Raw genomic sequence first — 20,401 nt, 5'->3', positions numbered from 1 at the left:
GCTAAAGAGACTGCAATAATACATAAAATCAGCAGTTGTGAAAATATGCAAGAAGTCAAGAGGTATGGCAGCAGAGGAGAAAGAGATTCAGAAAGGTTTACAGGAGGGATAAATTATGCAGGCAATTTTTAACAGAAGAAGCATTCGCAAATATACAGATAAAAAAGTTCCGGAGGAAATGATAGAGCAGATATTAAGAGCAGGCATGGCGGCACCATCTGCAGGCAATTCACAGCCTTGGCATTTCATTGTAGTGGATGACAGGAATATTCTAAATGAAATAACAAAGGTTCATCCCTATTCAAAAATGCTCAACGAAGCCAGCCATGCTATTATCGTTTGCGGTGACCGGTCATTGCAGAAGTATGAAGGGTATTGGGTGCAGGATTGTTCTGCCGCCATGGAAAATATGCTGATTATGGCGCAGGACATTGGTCTAGGTGCCGTTTGGCTTGGTGTTTACCCCAATGAGGAAAGGGTAAAAGCCATAAGCGAGATATTTGGACTTCCGGAAAATGTCACACCCCTATCCATTATGTCCTTGGGATATCCGGCAGAGACAAAGGAACCAGCGAATAGATTTAATCCCTCAAGGGTACATAGGAACAGGTGGTGAATCATGATTGAGCATATTAAAAACCTGGATATGGAGGTTCTCAAATTCATATATGATAACCTCCACAGCCGCCTCCTTGACAAAATAATGATTGGGGTCACTTCCCTGGGAGACATGGGGCTTATTTGGATCTTAATATCCGTATTGCTGATGGTGAGCGGGAAATACAGAAAGGCCGGAATTATGACCATCTGCGCTTTGATATTAAGTGCAATTTTGGCAAACGGGATATTGAAAAATATAATCCAGAGACCAAGGCCTTTTTTCGAAAATCCCTTGGTCGATGTGCTTATTTCAAAGCCTTTATCCTATTCTTTTCCTTCAGGACATTCAGCTTCATCCTTTGCAGCAGCAGGGGTACTTGCAAAAGCCTTTAAGAAATACCGATTTTATGTGATAGCATTAGCCTTGCTTATCGCGTTTTCCAGGATGTACCTTTTCGTGCATTACCCTTCGGATATAATAGGAGGAGCTGTACTGGGATTAATATGCTCAGAGATCGTTTTTCACGCTTTTGGGTATATAGATGGGAAGAACAGCAGATAAGCTTTTGATGGTGCACAAACAGAGGAATATCCGGTATATTAGTTTACTAAATTTATACCTTGCTTTCGAAAAGCAATGGAAAAGGTTTACGGTGAGACAAATGAAAAAGGGATTCTCGGAAAAACATAGGAAAAAGCTCATTAATCTAATGCTCGCAGTATCATTAATGCTTCCGGTGCTATTGACAGCCTGCCGGACAAAGGCTGACCCGGGCTCCGGGTTTGATACCAGCATAACAGATACGGAGAGCAATTCGGCGATTGTTGGAAATGGATTTCAGAGGTCAACTGAAAATACAGCAGTTGACCTCATCAATGAAAACGGCATGACTGTCCAGGAACGAATACAAGTCCCGGAAGGCTTTGTCAGGATAGAAGCTGATGCCGGCTCTTTTGGAGAATATTTGAGAAATCTGCCGTTAAAGCCCCATGATTCAAAAGTAAAGTATTATGACGGCAGAACTAAACCCAGGGATGTGCATGTAGCTGTCCTGGACATGGATGTCGGAAACAGGGACCTCCAGCAGTGTGCTGATGCGGTGATGAGATTGTGGGCTGAATACCTTTATGGCAAGGGACTCTATGATGAGATACACTTTAATTTCACCAATGGTTTTAAAGCGGATTATGCTACATGGAGACAGGGCAACAGGATAAAGGTAGAAGGTAATAACGCTTATTGGGTAAAGCAGGCGGAGCCTTCCAATGATTATGAAAGTTTCAGGAGATACCTGGACATGGTATTTGCTTATGCCGGAACCTTGTCGCTATCTCAGGAGATGAAGAAAGTTCCGCTGGCTGAGATGAGAATAGGTGATGTGTTCCTGAAAGGGGAAGATCCCGGCCACTGCGTGATCGTTCTGGATATGGCAGAGAACAAGGATACGGGTGAAAAAATCTTTATTGTGGCGCAAAGCTATATGCCTGCCCAGGATATACATATTCTGAAAAACCCAGCCGAGGATGAAGGGAATCCATGGTATTCCCTTGACTTTGGGGAAACTCTCATAACTCCTGAGTGGAAGTTTACAAAGGATCAGCTTGTACGGTTTGAAGATTAAGGTAAATTAAAAAGGATAGGGGTGGTTTTATGAAGTTTACAAACGGATACTGGCAGATGCGCGATGGCCTTAAGGCTTTTTTTCCTGCAGAGGCATACAGCGTTGATGTTAAGGAGGCATCCTTGGAAATATATGCGCCTTCCAGGCCCATAAAGCATCGCGGCGACACTTTGAACTGTCCGATGTTTACAGTGGAGCTGTCTTCTCCCATGGAGGACGTAATCAGAGTAAAGTTCTATCATCACAAGGGTTTTGCTTTAAAACCGCCGGCTTATGAAATAAAAGAAAAGCATGAAACAAAAGTGGAGATAACCAATGATGAGGATGCAGCCACCCTGACATCGGGACGATTGACTGCCCGGGTAAAGAAGGGAAGGGACTGGGGAATAGATTTTATTGCCGAAGATGAGTTGGTCACAGGAAGCGGAATGAAAAACATGGGATATATTGTGATGGATGACGGCAGCACATATGTGCACGAACAGCTTTCCCTGGGTGTTGCCGAATATATCTATGGCCTGGGGGAAAGGTTTACTCCTTTTATAAAGAACGGGCAGGTTGTTGATATGTGGAATGAAGATGGAGGCACCAGCAGTGAGATAGCTTACAAGAACGTCCCGTTTTACATGTCCAGCAAAGGCTATGGCGTATTTGTGAACCACCCTGAAAAGGTGTCCTTTGAGATAGCGTCGGAAAAGGTGAGCCGGGTACAGTTCAGCGTGCCGGGAGAGTGTCTTGAGTATTTCATCTTATACGGACCTACCCCTAAAGAAGTATTGGAGAAATACACGGCTCTTACCGGAAGACCATCCCTGCCTCCGGCATGGTCCTTCGGACTTTGGCTTACCACCTCCTTTACCACCAGCTATGATGAAAACACCGTCACCAGTTTTATTGACGGCATGGCAGAAAGGGATATTCCTCTACATGTATTCCATTTTGACTGCTTCTGGATGAAAGAATTTGAATGGTGCAATTTTGCATGGGATGAGAGGGTTTTCCCGGACCCTGAAGGCATGCTGAAAAGACTTAAGAAGAAAGGCTTAAAGATCTGTGTATGGATCAACCCATATATCGCTCAGAAATCCAAGCTTTTCGATGAAGGCATGGAAAGGGGATATCTGGTAAAAAGGCCTAACGGTGACGTATGGCAATGGGATATGTGGCAGGCCGGCATGGGTCTGGTTGATTTCACCAACCCAGAAGCCTGCGAATGGTACAAATCGAAATTAAGACGCCTGCTGGATATGGGAGTGGACTGCTTCAAGACCGACTTTGGCGAAAGAATACCCACAAATGTGGTTTATTATGACGGTTCAGACCCTGTGAAAATGCACAATTATTACACCTTTCTATACAACAAGACTGTGTTCGAGGTGCTGGAAGAGAAGTATGGAAAGGGAGAGGCATGCCTATTTGCCCGGTCGGCGACAGCAGGAAGCCAGCAGTTCCCTGTTCATTGGGGAGGGGATTGCAGCGCCAGTTATGAATCCATGGCTGAAACATTGAGGGGAGGACTATCCCTGGGCATGTCGGGCTTTGGCTTCTGGAGCCATGATATAAGCGGATTTGAAAGCACTGCTACTGCCGATCTGTACAAAAGATGGGCAGCTTTCGGCCTCTTGTCCTCTCACAGCAGACTCCACGGAAGCGCTTCCTACAGGGTGCCATGGATGTTTGACGAGGAATCGGTGGATGTGGTGAGATTTTTCACAAAGCTGAAATGCAGCCTCATGCCCTATCTGTATGGTGCCGCATGCGAAGCATCCGGAAAAGGTATTCCGGTGTTGAGAAGCATGCTTCTGGAATTTCCGGATGACCCCGTATGCAGTTATCTGGACCTTCAATACATGCTGGGAGGTTCCCTTCTGGTAGCTCCTATATTCAATGACAAAGGAAAGGCAAAATACTATCTGCCTAAGGGAAAATGGACCCATTTCCTGGATGGAAGGGTAGTGGAAGGCGGCCGATGGATGGAAGAAGAATACGGATATATGAGCCTTCCCCTCTGGGCACGGCCCAATACCATTATTGCTTTGGGTTCTGTTGATACAAGGCCTGACTATGATTACAGCCAGGATGTGGCATTCCATATCTTTCAACTGGATGACGGCACCAGCGCAGCAGCGGAGGTTCCCGGATTGGATGGGAGGAACATAATGACTGCAAAAGCTGCGAGAACAGGCGATATATTGAAGGTTACCGTAGACATGGCAGATAAACCCTGGTATGTGGTGCTGCGCAGCAAGGATGCGGTGGAGGTTGTCAAAGGAGCAGTTGCAGAGAAGAGTCCTATGGGAGTGCGCATCAAAGCGGAAGCAGGAATGAAGGAGATTGAAGTAAAGCTGCTGAATGAATAAATGATAATTTTAAGAAAATATCCAGACAATTTTGTCGTGAGTTGAACGCAAAACCCAGCAGTTTAAGCAAAAGCCGGTTTACTTACGCTGCTGGGTTTATTTATGCTATAACATAGCATTTTTAAGAACGAATTGCTTACTTATTGAACTTTGTTGCATTTTTATCAAGTAAATTTGAAACCTAATGTGATATCATTTTATAATAGAATTATATAAATTGGTTTGAGTTCAACTGGCAAAATGGATGATTTTTGCACCGAAGGGATTCTAAGTCAATTCGGTAATTGCAGTGGTCAAATATGAAACTGAAGGCGGACTTGCAATATGATTAAATCCTTTGAACCTATAGTGGACAAAGATTGCAGGATACTGATTCTGGGGAGCATGCCGAGCGTAAAGTCCCTGGAAAAGCACCAATATTACGGCAATAAGCAGAATCATTTCTGGAAGATAATATACGAGCTGTTCAATGAGGAATTTGATGACGACTATGAAAGAAGGAAGACATTCCTGCTTAAGCATCATGTTGCAGTTTGGGATGTTCTGAAAAGCTGTGACAGGGAAGGCAGCAGCGATTCTAAAATCGTGAATCCTGTGCCCAACGATTTTGATGCTTTTTTAAGGCAATACCCTAATATAAAATCAGTGTTTTTTAATGGAAGCAAAGCGGAAGAGCTGTTCAAAAAAATGGTAGAGGTAAAATTAAACATCAGAAAGGATATTTTGTTTCACAGGCTGCCTTCCACCAGTCCGGCCAATGCGGTAAAATATAAAGATAAGCTGGAGCAGTGGAAAATCATACTATCTGAACATTTTTGGGAGTAAAGTGATATGCAGAGGTTAAAAAGGGTTTTTTACATAATACTATTGATTTCAGGTATATCAGGGATATTTAATACCTTAGTTCTGTTGTTCTATGCCGGCATGAATTTGGGCATCCTGCTTCCGGGGCTGGCGGGCATTGTACTCATAGCCTATGCCTGCCTTAAGCTGTCGGTTTATAAGGACAAGGCAATTATAAAAAGCCGTATCATGAGAAACTTGATTAAGGCAGGGCTTATTGCTTTTGCCGTATCCTTTGTGCTGATAGAAGGCTTGATAATTTACAATAACAGGTCCCAGGATGATGTCAGAACTGATTATCTCATAATACTGGGAGCCGGTTTAAATGGAGAAACGGTGTCACTGACCTTAAAGCAAAGGCTGGACAAAGGGATTGAATATTTAAACCGTTATCCGGATACCAAAGTCATTGTATCCGGAGGTCAGGGATATGGAGAGGATATATCGGAAGCGGAAGCCATGAAAAGATATCTAGTCAACCGGGGAATAAATCCGGAAAGGGTGATAATGGAGGACAAATCCACAAGCACGATGGAGAATTTCAGGTTTTCCAAAAAGCTGATATCAGACATGGAGAATCAGGATATAGATAAAATAATGATAGTAACCAATGATTTTCATATGCTGAGATCGAAAATGCTGGCCCGGAGAAATGGATTTGAACCCTACGGCATCACGTGCGGCACCCCCATATCCGTAAGGTTTAACAGCTACTTAAGGGAATACTTTGCTTTGATCAAATCCTTTTTACTGGACAGGTAAGCATGAGTTGTTATCACGAAAATAGTAATGTTATTTTCACTATTGGTTGTGTTATGCAAACATGAAGGGTTGTGCAGAATAATCATAAAAAGCGCGAGCTTACTCTAACGGGAGGAAAGGTCTATGAAATACAAAGCATATATAGGCACTTATTCAATGAGAGGAAGTAAAGGCATCTATCTTACGGAGGTTGACGGCCACACCGGCGAGATGCATATCCTGGATGCATATGAGTCTTGCAATCCGTCCTATTTAGCTCTATCCAGGGACAAGAAATACCTGTATTGCGTGCTGGAAACAGAGGAAATTGACGGCCTCTATGGAGGCGCTGCGGCTTCTTTCAGAGTAAATGAAGATGCAACCTTAACCTTTATTTCAAAAGCATATACCGGAGGTACTTATCCTTGCCACTTGACAGCCGATAAGGATAACAGGTTTCTATATGTGGCAAATTACGGCGACGGAAAGTTGACGATATTTCCAATAGATGGTGGCGTGATCGTAAACAAGCCTGAAATAATACAGCATAAAGGCAGTGGACCTAATAAAGACCGCCAGGAAGGTCCTCTCATTCACTGTGCAGTGTTTGATAGAAGGGAAGAAAGGCTTTGCGTAGCAGATCTCGGCATAGATAAAGCTGTCTTATACAAAGCCGGAAAGGGTACAATTGCTGAAGACAGTGTTTTTGAAGTAAAACCGGGAGCAGGCCCAAGGCATGTTGTGTTTTCAGGGAACGGGAGATACGCATGGTTGGTGTGTGAGCTTACCAACGAAATATATGCTTATGATGCTCAGAATTCAAAATGCATCGGTGTGTACAAAACCCTCCCAAGAGATTTCAGTGGAGATAGCACATGCGCTGCCATAAAAATATCCCAGGACGGACGGTTTGTTTGCGCTTCAAACAGGGGGCACGACAGCATATCGGTGTTCGGTGTGAAGGAGGAAACTGGTGAGCTGACGCTAACAGGGGTTTACTCCACAAGAGGAAATACACCCCGCGACTTTTCCTTTTCACCGGATGGACGTTTCTTGTTGGCAGCAAATCAAAATTCGGATACCATAGAAGTATTTTCTTTTTTGAACGGGCATTTGGAGCATATAGGGTATAGTGTAAACATACCGGCGCCTTCATGTATTGTTTTTCTGTAAAATAGCGGTTTGCTTAAAATAGCTTGGAAATGACATGAAGTTTTCCAGCAATATATGCATAATACCAAAAACGGTTACATCCATGTCATTTTATGTTGGGCTTTATAATTTGCGAAAATATTATGCTTTATCATAATATCTCTCTGCAAGAAATTGCTTGAAGATATTGGTTTTAAAATCTGAAAATTTACATGGCAGAGACTAGGGATTTAGGTTCGGATATCTTTACAGACAATGCAGTTGAAAAGGATAAAGGATATAGAAGCTGTCGGTGTGTCGAGGTATCATACCGACAGCTTACGGGTGGTATCCCGGATTATAAGTTTGGTTCTTAAGGATAAATGAGCATAGTCATAAAAACGGCTGCTGTTGTTAATGACCTGAACCAATAACTTGGCCGAAGCATATCCGATCTCATCGAAAAATTGCTTTACGGTAGTAAGAGGGATCATGCTGTGTTTTATTACCTCCGAGTCGCCAAATCCGACTATAGATACATCGTCAGGTACACGTATGCCCTCGCTGTATAAAGCGTTCATAACCTTCAGGGCGCAGTGGTCATTGGCGGCGAAAAAGGCAGTGATGCCACCCTTTTTAGTATTTGCAACCAATCGGTCTAAGTCGACTTTATAGTCCGGGAAGCAGTTCTCAGGATTAACTTCCAGAGACATGCTTGCCAAAGCGTCTTTATATCCGGCAAACCTTTCCTGCTCTGTGCTTAAGCTTAAATGACTGCCAACAAACGCTATGTTGGTGTGATTAAGCTTAAGAAGATGATGTGTTGCAGCAAAAGCCCCGTCATGATCATTGCTGCCGACAAAATTGCAGGGGAACAAAGGAGTATACCTGTCCACCAAAACAAACGGAATATTGTTGTCATGGAGGAATTTATAACTGGGTATGCAATTTTTCGGTTCTTTTGAGTATATAATAAATCCTTCAACATTCTTGCTGAGTAAATTTTTTATGCTGGAAATCTCACTTTGGCTGTCACCGTCGGTGCATTCAACAATCAATGAAAAATTCTGACTCATGAGATACTTTTGCATACTAATTATTAATTCAATGTATGCGTTATCTCTTACATCAATATCGGAAAACATGAACGTAACAAGCCTGTTGGTATTCCTGCCGCTTTGCAAAAACTTATCGGAAACAAAGCTTCCCTTGCCTTTGATGCGGTATATAATGCCGGAATTTACCAATTCAGACATTGCTTTTCGCACAGTGATATTGCTGATATTCATTATTTGCGAAAATTCACTTTCGCTGGGGATTTTATCCCCTGCCTTCAGATCTCCGCTTTTAATTTTGTCCAGAACATAATCAATGACCATCTGATATTTTGGATACTTTGCCATTATATACTCTCCTATTTGCAGAACTTATTGGGTATTATGCCAAATCAACCGATGTTCCTGGTAAAATCGCCTATTAATCAATGAAACAAACTAATAGCTCATTGTTTGCACAACCATGATATTAATGTAATTATAATTAAAATATAGAAACAATTCAATGAATAAACAATGCTATTGTGAAAATCTATTTCAAAATTAAAATTTACTATTTACAAAATATGATTGTTAACATATAATAAGTTTAGACAACATAGTATACATTATCAATCTCTCAAAAATACTTAATTAAAAACAGCTTATAACGAATGCTTTTTATACAAATCCATATAGCTTAAAATGGAGGCGTACCATGTCTGACAAAATTAAGAAAATCTATTATTTATCCAGCACTCATTGGGACCGTGAGTGGTATCGTGATTTCCAAGGTTTTCGATTCCATCTGGTGGAAAGAATAAATGAAATAATCGATGTTTTGGAGAGAGATCCATCCTTTACTACCTTTATCATGGATGGGCAGACTATTGTCCTGGATGACTATTCAGAAATCGAACCTGTCAAAAAAGATCGTCTTATTCAATTGATACGTGAGGGTAGAATTGTTGTCGGACCCTGGTATACTATGCCCGATGAGTTTCTTGTTACAGGTGAAAGCCTGATCCGCAATTTGCAGATAGGTCATCAATTGGCCAGGAAATATGAAACTGAAGCCATGAAATATGGTTATATATGTGATATATTCGGACATATAGCTCAATTACCTCAAATTCTGAAAGGGTTTGGTATCGAAGGGGCCCTTTTGGGCAGAGGCACCAACTACCACAACTGCCCTGCGCACTTTATTTGGGAATCCCCGGACGGCAGCAGGTGTATCACCTTCAAGGTGCCAGAGGAGACAGGATATGCGACTTTTTGGTCAGATGTGTATCTCGATTATTTATTGGGCAAGGACCGGGACAAGGAAAATCTCATTTCCAGAGCATGCCAATATGTGGATAAGGAGCTTAAACGTTCGGATATACCCTATGTAGTCTTGATGGATGGCATGGACCATGAACGAATTCATAAGGAAGCAACCTGGATTGCTTCCCGATTGTCTGAAATTTATGATTGTCCTGTAGTTTTTGAAAACATGGAAAATTTGGTGGCGGATTTGAAAGCCTATGTATCTCAAATGCCGGTAAAACGCGGTGAGCTGAATGAGACTGCTAAAATGCAAAGCGGGCATAACATGCTTATCACCAATACATTATCCAGCCGATATGACCTGAAGAGGGCCAATGATGAATGTCAGATTCTGTTGGAGAAGTGGGCTCTGCCTATGACAGCCGTAGCCAGACTGAAAGGTTGTGACATTCAGAGCACCTATACGGATCTCGCATATAAATTATTAACCCAATGCCATGCTCATGACTCAATTTGCGGATGTTCTATAGATGCAGTACATAAAGACATGCACTATCGCTTCAGACAGGTGAAGTCCATTGCTAAAAACATCACAGATAAAGCAGTGCGGTATGAATTGAACCATAATGCAGAAGACAAGCCATCCGAAGTCAGTGTGCTGTCTGTATTTAATCCGCTTCCTTTTGCCCGCCGGGAGACAATAACGGTTACTCTGGACTTTATCCAGGACTATCCTAACAGATTTGCCGATCCCAGCAATCCGGAGCAGAGAAATGCATTCAAAATAATGGACAGAGAAGGAAGGGAAATCCCATACAATCTAGTCGAGATTAAGAAAAACAGCTTTACAGAGAAGCCGGGTGAATTATACCGCTATACGGCCGATCTATATACTATAGCTTTTCTGGCAGAACTTTCACCTATGGGTCCTACAGAATATTTGATAGTGCCATATGATAAGCCTATCCGCTATTTAAATGAGATATCAACATCGGAAACATCCTGTGAAAATGAGTATATCAGGTTGGAAATCAATGCGGATGGTACCATTAACATAAAAGATAAGGAGACCGGCAAAGAGTACAGAAATCTCATGAGCTACCTGGATGATGGGGAAATCGGTGACGGATGGTTTCATGCCGGCCTCGTGAAGGACAGGGTTGTTTCAAGCCGTGGAAGCCGCTGTGTTATAGAAAAAATAGATGATGGCCCTGCAGCTTGTACTTTTTGCATAACCCATTACATGAGGGTTCCGAAAAGGGCTGTCCGTGATATCCATGATTTTTCCAGATCCGACGACACAATAGATCTAAAAATCAGTTCCAAGATCACTCTGGGTGTCGGAAACCGATGGGTGGATGTGGCTACCAGCATTGATAACGTGGCCAGAGACCACAGACTCAGGCTTAAACTTGCTACAGGAATTGAAGGCAATACATATAACGCCAGTCAGGCCTTCTGCTTTGTTGAAAGAGAGATTGGATTCAATCGCGATACAGGAGAATGGAAAGAGGCAGACCTGGCGGAAAAAGCTTTCGAAAGCGTTGTTTTGAAGAGAGATGCTTTGGGAGACGGTCTGGCTTTTATCTCCGGAGGCGGTCTCCATGAATGTGCAGTGCTGGACGATGAGAATTACTCCATGATAATTACATTATTCCGTTCCTTTTCCAAAACACATTTGACCGACGGAGAGGAAGACGGCCAGCTTCAGCAGATTTTAAATTTCAATTACAGACTTATGCCCATTCGCTCCACGGATTCCTTTGCTGATATAATCAGGGTAAAGGATTGTCTGCAGGCGGGTATAAGAACTGTTACCGAAAGAGTATGCGATACATATTTGCCTAAAAGCAATCCGGGGGCTTTTGTCTTGGAAGGAGATCATGTTGTTGTTTCACTGATCAAAACCCCTGAAGACTTGGAAAAGGATGCGGTTATCCTTCGCTGTTCCAACTACAGCAATAATAGTTCCAATGCTGTCTTGCGTTGTCCTGCACCCGTAAAGGAAGCTTTTGAAACCGATTTGCTGGAAAACAGTTTATTACCGGCAGCTTTTGAGAACGATTTGCTGCATATGAGCTTTAATCCCTGGGAGATAAAGACCTTCCGCATCAGGTTCTAGGCATGATGTCAGTGGACAGGTATCCAAGAATTTCATATAATTATTCATATAAGCATATACTCGAAAATTTGTACTATAGTGACCTAGGATAGGAGCAGTAAAAATGCATAAATATGATGTGGTTAAAAATTATATACTGTCAAAAATTAAATCAGAGGAATACCTGCCGGACCAGAGGCTGCCAAAGGACGACGAGATTTCAGAACTGCTTGGTGTAAGCACTATAACTGTCAGGAAAGCCATGGGGGAGTTGGTCAATGAGAACATAATTTACCGTGTTAGAGGCAGAGGAAGCTTTGTAAAAGGTAAGCCATCGATCCGGAATTCCTCGTCCCAGAATCTTGTGACATTCCTGCTTTCGACCAATGACGCAAATGACAGTTCATATATCAGGATCATAATAGGAATCCGGCGCTACCTTTCCCAGGTAGGTTACTCCTTGATTGTTGAAAATCCCGGAGAAGATCCGGCAAGGGAGAGACAGGCAATTGATAAATATCTGGATAGCGGTGTCGCTGGGTATATTATTTATCCGTCCAATCCGGAACTGTCTGTCGAAAACTTCAGATATCTGAAGGATAAGAATATACCTTTTGTCACTATGGACAGATATGCCAAGTATTTTCCTACCAATACCGTTGTGTGCAACAATCATGACGGAGCTTTTTCTGCGGTGGAGCATCTTATCTCTTTGGGACATAAGAAAATAGGCTTTATATCTGAGAAATTTTATCTAAGCTCGGAAAAAGAGCGCTTTGAGGGTTATACCGATGCTTTGCATTATGCTTCCCTTGAAGTGGATGACGAACTGCTGTTTTTGGAGCCGAAGGTGGATTATGATCGCTTGATAAAAGCCGTTAAAACCCGGAAGATTACTGCATTGTTTTGTGTAAATGACCGCCGCGGGCTGGAAGTGATCAATGCTTTTACCGAGAGAGGAATCAGAATCCCACAGGATGTGTCCATTATGGGATTTGATGATTATGAAGCATCAAAACTGTCGCCAGTTCCCTTAAGCACTGTCAAACAGCATTTTGAAGAGGTGGGCTACTGGGCAGCCAAAATGCTTTTAAAAACCATAGAAAATCCCAATCTGCAATTCAGCAAGATGATGATCGGATGTCAGCTGGTCATCCGTAAGTCTACAGCGCCGCTGGTTTAAAGGAAATTAATTTGCAAAGGGAGTAGGAAGGAACTTGTATTTTATGCATGAAATATTGCATGAATGAAATTAAAAATACAGCTTTGAAATTTGGTTAAATTCTTTAAGGAGGTAGGGGGCATGACAGGAAAGGAACATTTTCTGAATATAGCCAACAGAAAAAGTGATAAATGTGGTTTTTGGCATGGATGCCCAAACCCGGCCAGCATAGAAAAGTTATACGGTTATTTTGGGGTAGAGAATGATTTTGAGTTGGGGCTTAAGTTAAACTCCACCTGTCGATGGGTTATGCCAGAAAAGTATGGTATGTGGCAGAATCCGGAGCAACCGGTCATGTTTGATGTTTTGCTGGGCAAGAAACGGGATAGCTTAAATCAAGCCGGAGTATTTGCTGATTGCGAGGATGTGTCAGAAGTAGAGCGGTTTCCATGGCCGGATGTGAAATATTGTGATTTCACAAAAACGCTGGAGGAGATCGATAAAACCATTGAGGCAGGGCAAGCGGTTCTTTCCGGGTCTTGGAGTGCTTTTTTCCACATCGCCTGTGACTTTTTCGGCATGGAAAATTACTTTGTAAAGATGTATACCGATCCAGCCGTGGTGGAAGCAGTTACCGAACATATAGTTGATTTCTATATGGCAGCCAACGAGAAGCTCTTTGATTTAGCCGGGGACAAAATAGATGCATTTTTCTTCGGCAATGACTTTGGAAGCCAGCTGGATTTGCTCATTTCACCGGAGATGTTCTTAAAGTTTGTAATGCCGTATTTCATCAAGTTTACCCAGCAAGCGAAGCGCCGCGGCTACAAGGTAGTGCTGCATTCCTGCGGAGCAATTGACAAAGCGATTCCTTACCTGATCGACGCAGGAGTGGACATTTTGCATCCTATACAGGCAAAAGCAGCGAATATGGATGCCGACAGCCTGTCCAAAAAATATAATGGAAAAATAGTTTTCATGGGAGGCGTGGATACTCAGCATATCTTACCCTTTGGCACACCCCAGGAGGTAAGAGATGAAGTAAGGCGCATACGGGAAATATTCGGACCAAACTTCATTGTATCTCCGAGCCATGAATCCCTGCTGCCCAACATACCACCCGAAAATATTGTGGCGATGATGGAAGCTGCTATGGAATAAGAGATAAATAAAGTATACTAAGTTGAGTTTATTTTAGGGACTAATGTATATTTAAATAAATAAAAATTTTCAATAAATATTGAGTATGATTGGAAACGATGATATAATGTAAATAAATAAATTGATTTAATATGGTTGACATTTGCTCGTATCTACAGCAATTTGACTGTTACCATTCTCAGCCGGTTCAAAGCATGTGTTATACTAAAAGTTAGTATGTTATATAATTCACATAGGTTATTACATATACACCTGTTTATTTGGAATAAGTTGAACGAATCATATTTGTAATGCCGCAGTATTGAAGTAAATGCAAATGTATATTAGTTCATGAGATCATATCGGAAATGTGTGGATGTGAGGTATGCGAAAAGCATCATTGGCAGCAAAACTGTGGAAGCAGCGGTATCTTATTTTAATGGCACTTCCTGGTTTTCTTGTAGTTCTGATCTTTAATTATTTCCCTATGTATGGTATTTTGATCGCTTTCAAGGACTACAGTCCGGTGAAAGGAATTTTAGGCAGTGATTGGGTTGGATTTCAGCACTTTCAGGATTTCTTTCGAAACCCGATGGCTACCAGAATACTGAAAAACACGTTGTTACTAGGCATTTACACTTTGTTGTGGAGTTTTCCGGCACCAATTATTCTGGCCCTGCTTTTCAATGAACTTAAGAATCAGCATTTCAAGAAGCTTGTTCAGACTGTATCCTATTTCCCTAATTTCATATCAGTAGTGGTTGTAGCTGGAATGTTAAAAGAGTTTTGCTCCAGGGACGGTCTTTTCAACAACTTGTTGGGGTTGTTCGGGGTAGAGCCTATCATGTTCCTTCTAAAGCCTGAATATTTTCGCACGATATTTATAGCGTCGGGAATTTGGCAAGGAGTAGGTTTCGGTTCTATTATATATCTTGCTGCGCTAAGCAGTGTAGACCCAACGTTGTATGATGTTGCTGAAATAGACGGTGCAAACCGCTGGCATAAGATGTTGCATGTAAGCTGGCCGGCTATCAAACCTACCACAGTCATTTTATTGATCTTTTCCGTGGGAGGAATATTGGGAAATGATTATCAGAAGATACTCCTGTTGTATTCGCCCGAGACCTACAGCGTATCTGATGTAATTGGTACCTATGTGTACAGGGAAGGCTTGCAGGGAGCGCGATTTGAATATACGTCCGCTATTGGCCTGTTTATGTCGCTGGTATCGTTCATCATTCTGTATCTTACAAATGCCTTGTCGCGTAAAGTTTCAGAAACCAGCCTGTGGTAGAGGAGAGTGAAATCAATTGAGAAGTAATGTAAGAAGTAAAAGAAGACGAAAAGAAAGCTTTGGGTCTAAAGTATTTGACGCTTTTAATATTCTAATAATGATTTTTATTCTCGTAGTTGTACTTTATCCCGTCCTTAATATAATCGCTATATCTTTCAGCAGCGTAGCCCATATTTCCAAGGCTGATATTTCAATATGGCCAAAAGGCTTCAATGTGAATTCATACTATCTGGTACTGAGGGATAAGTTTGTATACACCGGTTATGTAAATTCGATTTTGTATGCGGCGGGTTCAACCCTGCTGATGCTGCTTTTCACATCCATGATGGCTTATGCCTTGATGGTGCAGGAGTTTGTATTTAAGAAATTTATAAACATTTATCTGACAATAACCATGTTCTTTGGAGGCGGCTTAATCCCTACCTATATCATGATGCAAAGGCTGAAATTGCTTGACACTCCATGGGTAATGATAATCCCAGGATGCGTGGGAGCATACAATGTGTTTGTTTTCCGCACCTTTTTCAGGAATGTTCCGGGGGAGATGAGGGAATCAGCTCTGGTGGATGGTGCCAACGATATGCTAATTCTCTTTAAGATCATACTTCCGCTTTCCAAATCCTTGTTAGCCACCTTTGCATTATTTTCAATTGTAGGTTCATGGAACAGCTGGTTTAACGCTTTGATTTATCTGAAGGATGAGAACAAATATCCTCTTCAGTTGGTACTGCGCAATTACCTGTATGTCATTGATGCCAATGCCTTAGCCCGGAGATCCGGATCATCGGCTTCCGCTGTGAACAGTATGATGGCAAACATGAAAGTGACCCCCAAGGGAGTTCGTATGGCGATGATTGTCATAACCATGTTTCCCATCATGATGATATATCCATTTTTCCAGAAGTATTTTGTCAAAGGCGTTATGATTGGTGCCATAAAAGGATGAAAATGGATTTCTCCATTATATATAAAAGAGGGTGGTGATGAAGAGGTTATTGCTGTGCCCCGGAAATAGCAGGTATTTAAAGAGACGACAAGAAAATCAAGTCAAGGAGGTAAGAAAATGAAAAAACTATCAAAAAAATTGATAGCACTATTGACAGTTGCTTCTATGTTGTTTATGGTTGCATGTAGCTCAGGATCCTCAAATTCTGACAGCAGTTCAGATACAAAGGGATCTGCAACCGATACCACTTCCAGTAGTGGTGGCGATAAAACTGCCGATGCAAAACCATTAAAGTTCACAGCGACACTAACCGGCTGGGGCGGTGACGATGCGAACAGTATGGTGCATAAAGAGTGGCTCAAAGTTATGGAGGAAAAAATGGGCCGTCCTCTTGACATCACTTTTAACTGGATTCCTCAGGCAGAATATGAGGAAAAGTCCAAGCTGATGTTTTCAACCGGTGATTTGACCGACATCACGGTAACACCTTTCTGGTATGACTATGTGAAGGTAGCGAAAGATGGCTTGCTTCTGGAGTTGAGCCAGTATAAGGATCTTTTGCCCAATTATATGGAATGGGTAAAAGCTACCAAAGATGGTGAGGCTTTATGCTTCCTGCCCGATGGCACCATGTATGTCTTCATGCAGGGAGAACTGCCCAGATTTCCGGCAGACAAGGGCATGCTCGCTCAGAACATGTCTGCCTACAACTACAATGTGTTTGAAAAGCATAACATAAAAATACCGGAAACCCTGGATGAACTGTATGTCGCTGCTAAGAAACTCAAGGAGCTTTATCCCAATGAATATCCTATCAACACCAGATTCCAGAGCTTGAACCCCATATTCTATGCTCATCATGTGGACAGGGATGTCTACTGGAATGGTGAGGAATATGTATATGGTCCTTTCGAGGAAGGATACAAGGAATCCCTGATGTTCCTGAACAAGCTGTACACTGAAGGCTTGTTGGATCCGGAGTACTCTATCGAGACCAACGACACTATCAAGATGAAGGCTCTGAACCAGAAGAATTTTATATTCCTCAATGAGTGGTTTACCAGCCCGGGTGAATATAGCAGAAATAATGAAGAAGGCCTCAAGTTTGCTGTTACTTTGTATCCGGACAATCCAAAATACGGTAAGTGCTGGCAAACAGTATCCAACGTAAATACCATGAACCTTTCCAACTGGGGTATGTTTGCAATTGATGCAAAGACCAAGGACCCTGAGGGACTGATGAAATTCATTGACCTCCAGTACTCCGAAGAAATTATCCGTCTATTGACATGGGGTATTGAAGGAGTGACATATACCATCGGGTCGGATGGCAAGCCTCAGTTTGTAGATTCCATACTGAATGCCAAGGATCCATGGGCAGAAGGGGATAAATATGGTATGCGCGCCAGCAGCAAGCACCGTCCAGGTCTGCAGATGGCTGCCGATACAGCTGCCTATGTTGCCTTTGCACCAAATGATTATATATACTATGATGGTAAATTGCATGAGGAACCCATTGAAAAATCTCCTTATATAACAGAAATTCCTTTCCCTGAAAATGAATATATGCCTCCGTGGTTCAATGGTCCTACAGTAACCTTTACTACCGAAGAGAATCAGGAAATCTCGAAGATTAAGACAGCATTGGATACTTATCGCGATGAAATGCAGACCAAGTTCATCAGTGGCGAGGAAAGCTTTGCGAACTGGGATAAGTTCATCAATGGGCTCAAATCCATGGGCGATATAGATCGTCTGCTGGAGATATACAATGCCGCTGCTGATCGTTTCTATGGTAAATAATAAGAAATAAGCATATACTATGATCTGATCTAATTTCAAGTTAGATAAAAAGGCTGTCGGGCTGTGTAGCCTGACAGCCTCATATGTTTCTAATGATATATTAGAATGAAAGGAGTTAATACAGCTTGGTATACGAAAATGATCTTCTAATCAATGAATTTTTGGATTCATCCCAAGAAAGCAAGATCATCGATCTGAAACGCATCATACCTATAGGGAAAATAGAGAAGAAGAATTCTGATGTGAAGGTTTCTCTATCCCTGGATAACAAGGAATATATGGACATACATGGTGATGATGCAAAAGGGGAGACTGCCCGTTTCATAAAAATAGATAAGGCAAAAGGGGAATGTGCTTCTGTTGCTGTTTATGCAGGGGAGGGATATGTCGCTTCCCGGAATGATTATTGGACGGACTGTTTCAAGCGTTATGAAGGCTGGGCAGGAGCTGACGGTATCTACTCCTTTAATATTGCAAACGGAAAAGACAATTATAATAACGTGGATGACACAAAAACCCTGTTCTTTTTCGGGGACACCCTGATTTCAAAGATTGACAGGGAAACCCTTCGCAGAGAAGAGCCTGTCTATATGCCTAACAATACTTATGCCATTTTAGACGGGGGAGATCCTAAAAAGCCTGGTGCTCTTCAGTTTTATTATGATACTGATGATAATGGAATCCCATGTGCTGCCTTAAAGCCATCCAGGGATTGTTACGACTTCGAAGGAAAAGGAGAGGACTTTAGCAAGGCATATTTCTGGCAGCAGGACGGATTTGTGCATGGAGACAAGCTTTATTGCCTTCCGTCAATAATTACGGAGGACAAGTCGCAACCGGAAGGGTTTCAGTTCAGGTGCCTGGGTGTAGCCATAGCTGAAGTGAATATTGTAAATGGAATGCCGGATTTTAAGAATGCAAGACAATACAGAACTGAGCTATCGAGAGACACTGAAAGCTTTAATATCCATTATGGTGCATGCGTTCTGCCATATTTGAAAGAGGCAGGCTTTGAGAACGGTGACGGCTATGTTTATGTCTATGGATATATGACATTTCACGAAACCAGAAGACGCAGCCTTTGTGCGGCAAGGGTCCTGCCGGAGGACTTCACTGACTGGACTAAGTGGAGCTTTTTTGATGGGGAGGATTTTGTAAATGATATATTGAAAAGCAAACCTCTCCTGGATCATGTATCCTGTGAAATGAGCGTCATCCCCATACTGAGAGGAAAAAACAAGGGGAAGTTTCTTGCGGTCTTCCAATATGATACCAATTCAAACTATACGGCCTATGCATACGGAGACAATATATGGGGACCTTTCTCGAAACCCCGGAAAGTATTTTATTGCGATGAAAATGAGATGCATGAGAGCGTCTATACATATAACGCAAAAGCGCATCTTCATCTTTCCTATCCGGAAAAAATACTGGTTTCCTATAATGTGAATTGCACATCTTTTGACTTGGCCATCCAAAATGGGCACATTTACAGGCCGCGTTTCATTTTGCTGGAGGATAACACCATTTCGTTTTTTGACCGCTTGTTTGCCGATGCTTTTGAATGGAGGGTGGATTGGTTCAGAAATCTGAACAAATCAGCAGTCAGGGGAGGAACAGTATTTGTAGGCGATTCCATCACCCAGGAATTTCCCTTGGAGGAAATGCTTAAAGATTATATGCCGGTTTACAATCGAGGTATTGGAGGAGACACTACCGAAGGTTTGCTGAGAAGATTGGAAGAGAGCATTTTTGAGCTCAGTCCTTCCAAGTTGTTTCTGCTCATCGGGACTAACGATTTTGCAAGCTTCGGAAGCAATGCACAGCAAAAAATAATGGAAAATATATCATTATGCCTGGACAAAGTCAAGGAGCGGCTGCCAGAATGCAAGATACACCTGATTTCCATCCTGCCGGTCAATAATACGGACCACCCGAAAATTAACCATGATGCGGTTTCGGTAAGGAAAAACCAGGAGATCATCAGGGTAAACGAAAAGCTGGAGCAGCTGGCAAAAGAAAAGGGTGCCATTTATATAGATTTGTACAGCAAGATGCTGGATGAAAACGGAAACTTGGACCTTTCTTACACCAGGGAAGGGCTGCATCTTTCACCTCAGGGTTATGAGGTGGTGGCCAGGAATTTAAAGCAGTATTTGTGCCGATGACATGCTTTAATTTAAAATAATCAATAAAATAACCCCGTTGCGCCGGCTGATGGAAGCCGGCATGACGGGGCTATTTATGTTACCACAAAATACGCTAATCCTTGACTATTGCATTAATTAATCTCATCCATGGTAATTTATAAATTCAATTGCTGATAATTAAACAAACTTATCTCAGAAATTA

15 protein-coding genes are annotated in these 20,401 nt (G+C 42.2%); 14 read left to right on the top strand and 1 reads right to left on the bottom strand.

Features of this window, described 5'->3' with window-relative positions; genetic code table 11:
• The first annotated feature begins 115 nt into the window (after positions 1-115).
• The 7 genes from CDO33_RS09800 to CDO33_RS09770 all read left to right on the top strand — a co-directional run bounded on the left by CDO33_RS09800 (position 116) and on the right by CDO33_RS09770 (position 7,339).
• On the top strand, positions 116-616 hold the full coding sequence (locus tag CDO33_RS09800; RefSeq protein WP_103082192.1) for a nitroreductase family protein: 501 nt from the start codon (positions 116-118) through the stop codon (positions 614-616).
• Positions 617-619: 3 nt separating this feature from the next.
• The gene (locus tag CDO33_RS09795) at positions 620-1,162 is read left to right on the top strand and encodes a phosphatase PAP2 family protein (protein WP_103082191.1); all 543 of its coding nucleotides are present in this window, start codon (positions 620-622) and stop codon (positions 1,160-1,162) included.
• Positions 1,143-2,222 carry a DUF4846 domain-containing protein gene (locus tag CDO33_RS09790; RefSeq protein ID WP_242974858.1) on the top strand — a complete coding sequence of 360 codons (1,080 nt, stop codon included), beginning with the start codon at positions 1,143-1,145 and terminating at the stop codon, positions 2,220-2,222. The genes CDO33_RS09795 and CDO33_RS09790 overlap by 20 nt, the downstream gene beginning before the upstream one ends.
• 29 nt (positions 2,223-2,251) lie before the next feature.
• Positions 2,252-4,582: an alpha-xylosidase gene (gene yicI, locus CDO33_RS09785; RefSeq protein ID WP_103082190.1), complete on the top strand. Its 2,331-nt coding sequence runs from the start codon at positions 2,252-2,254 to the stop codon at positions 4,580-4,582.
• A gap of 324 nt (positions 4,583-4,906) precedes the next feature.
• Complete coding sequence (locus tag CDO33_RS09780) at positions 4,907-5,407, top strand: DNA-deoxyinosine glycosylase (protein WP_103082189.1); 501 nt, start codon at positions 4,907-4,909, stop codon at positions 5,405-5,407.
• A gap of 6 nt (positions 5,408-5,413) precedes the next feature.
• A complete protein-coding gene (locus tag CDO33_RS09775) occupies positions 5,414-6,187 on the top strand; it encodes a YdcF family protein (protein WP_103082188.1) in 774 nt (257 codons plus the stop codon).
• A 123-nt stretch (positions 6,188-6,310) separates the two neighbouring features.
• Positions 6,311-7,339, top strand: coding sequence for a lactonase family protein (locus CDO33_RS09770; RefSeq protein ID WP_103082187.1), 1,029 nt, complete (start codon positions 6,311-6,313; stop codon positions 7,337-7,339).
• A gap of 284 nt (positions 7,340-7,623) precedes the next feature.
• Here CDO33_RS09770 and CDO33_RS09765 read toward each other — a convergent pair whose 3' ends face one another.
• Complete coding sequence (locus CDO33_RS09765) at positions 7,624-8,700, bottom strand: GntR family transcriptional regulator (protein WP_103082186.1); 1,077 nt, start codon at positions 8,698-8,700, stop codon at positions 7,624-7,626.
• Between the two features lie 349 nt (positions 8,701-9,049).
• Here CDO33_RS09765 and CDO33_RS09760 point away from each other — a divergent pair, with 349 nt between their 5' ends.
• From CDO33_RS09760 to CDO33_RS21260, 7 genes are all read left to right on the top strand, one after another.
• The gene (locus CDO33_RS09760; protein WP_103082185.1) at positions 9,050-11,725 is read left to right on the top strand and encodes a glycoside hydrolase family 38 N-terminal domain-containing protein; all 2,676 of its coding nucleotides are present in this window, start codon (positions 9,050-9,052) and stop codon (positions 11,723-11,725) included.
• 103 nt (positions 11,726-11,828) lie between these two features.
• Positions 11,829-12,887: a LacI family DNA-binding transcriptional regulator gene (locus tag CDO33_RS09755; RefSeq protein WP_103082184.1), complete on the top strand. Its 1,059-nt coding sequence runs from the start codon at positions 11,829-11,831 to the stop codon at positions 12,885-12,887.
• Between the two features lie 120 nt (positions 12,888-13,007).
• Positions 13,008-14,027: a uroporphyrinogen decarboxylase family protein gene (locus tag CDO33_RS09750; protein ID WP_103082183.1), complete on the top strand. Its 1,020-nt coding sequence runs from the start codon at positions 13,008-13,010 to the stop codon at positions 14,025-14,027.
• A gap of 418 nt (positions 14,028-14,445) precedes the next feature.
• Complete coding sequence (locus CDO33_RS09745) at positions 14,446-15,300, top strand: ABC transporter permease (protein WP_242973343.1); 855 nt, start codon at positions 14,446-14,448, stop codon at positions 15,298-15,300.
• Between the two features lie 16 nt (positions 15,301-15,316).
• A complete protein-coding gene (locus CDO33_RS09740) occupies positions 15,317-16,246 on the top strand; it encodes a carbohydrate ABC transporter permease (RefSeq protein WP_202849516.1) in 930 nt (309 codons plus the stop codon).
• A gap of 117 nt (positions 16,247-16,363) precedes the next feature.
• Positions 16,364-18,049 (top strand): extracellular solute-binding protein, encoded by a 1,686-nt coding sequence (locus tag CDO33_RS09735; RefSeq protein ID WP_103082181.1) that lies wholly within the window; start codon positions 16,364-16,366, stop codon positions 18,047-18,049.
• A gap of 125 nt (positions 18,050-18,174) precedes the next feature.
• A complete protein-coding gene (locus tag CDO33_RS21260) occupies positions 18,175-20,217 on the top strand; it encodes a GDSL-type esterase/lipase family protein (protein WP_117433637.1) in 2,043 nt (680 codons plus the stop codon).
• Positions 20,218-20,401: the final 184 nt, after the last annotated feature.

The organism is Clostridium thermosuccinogenes (assembly GCF_002896855.1).
GTDB lineage: Bacteria > Bacillota > Clostridia > Acetivibrionales > DSM-5807 > Pseudoclostridium > Pseudoclostridium thermosuccinogenes.
This window is presented reverse-complemented; position numbering and strand designations above follow the sequence as displayed.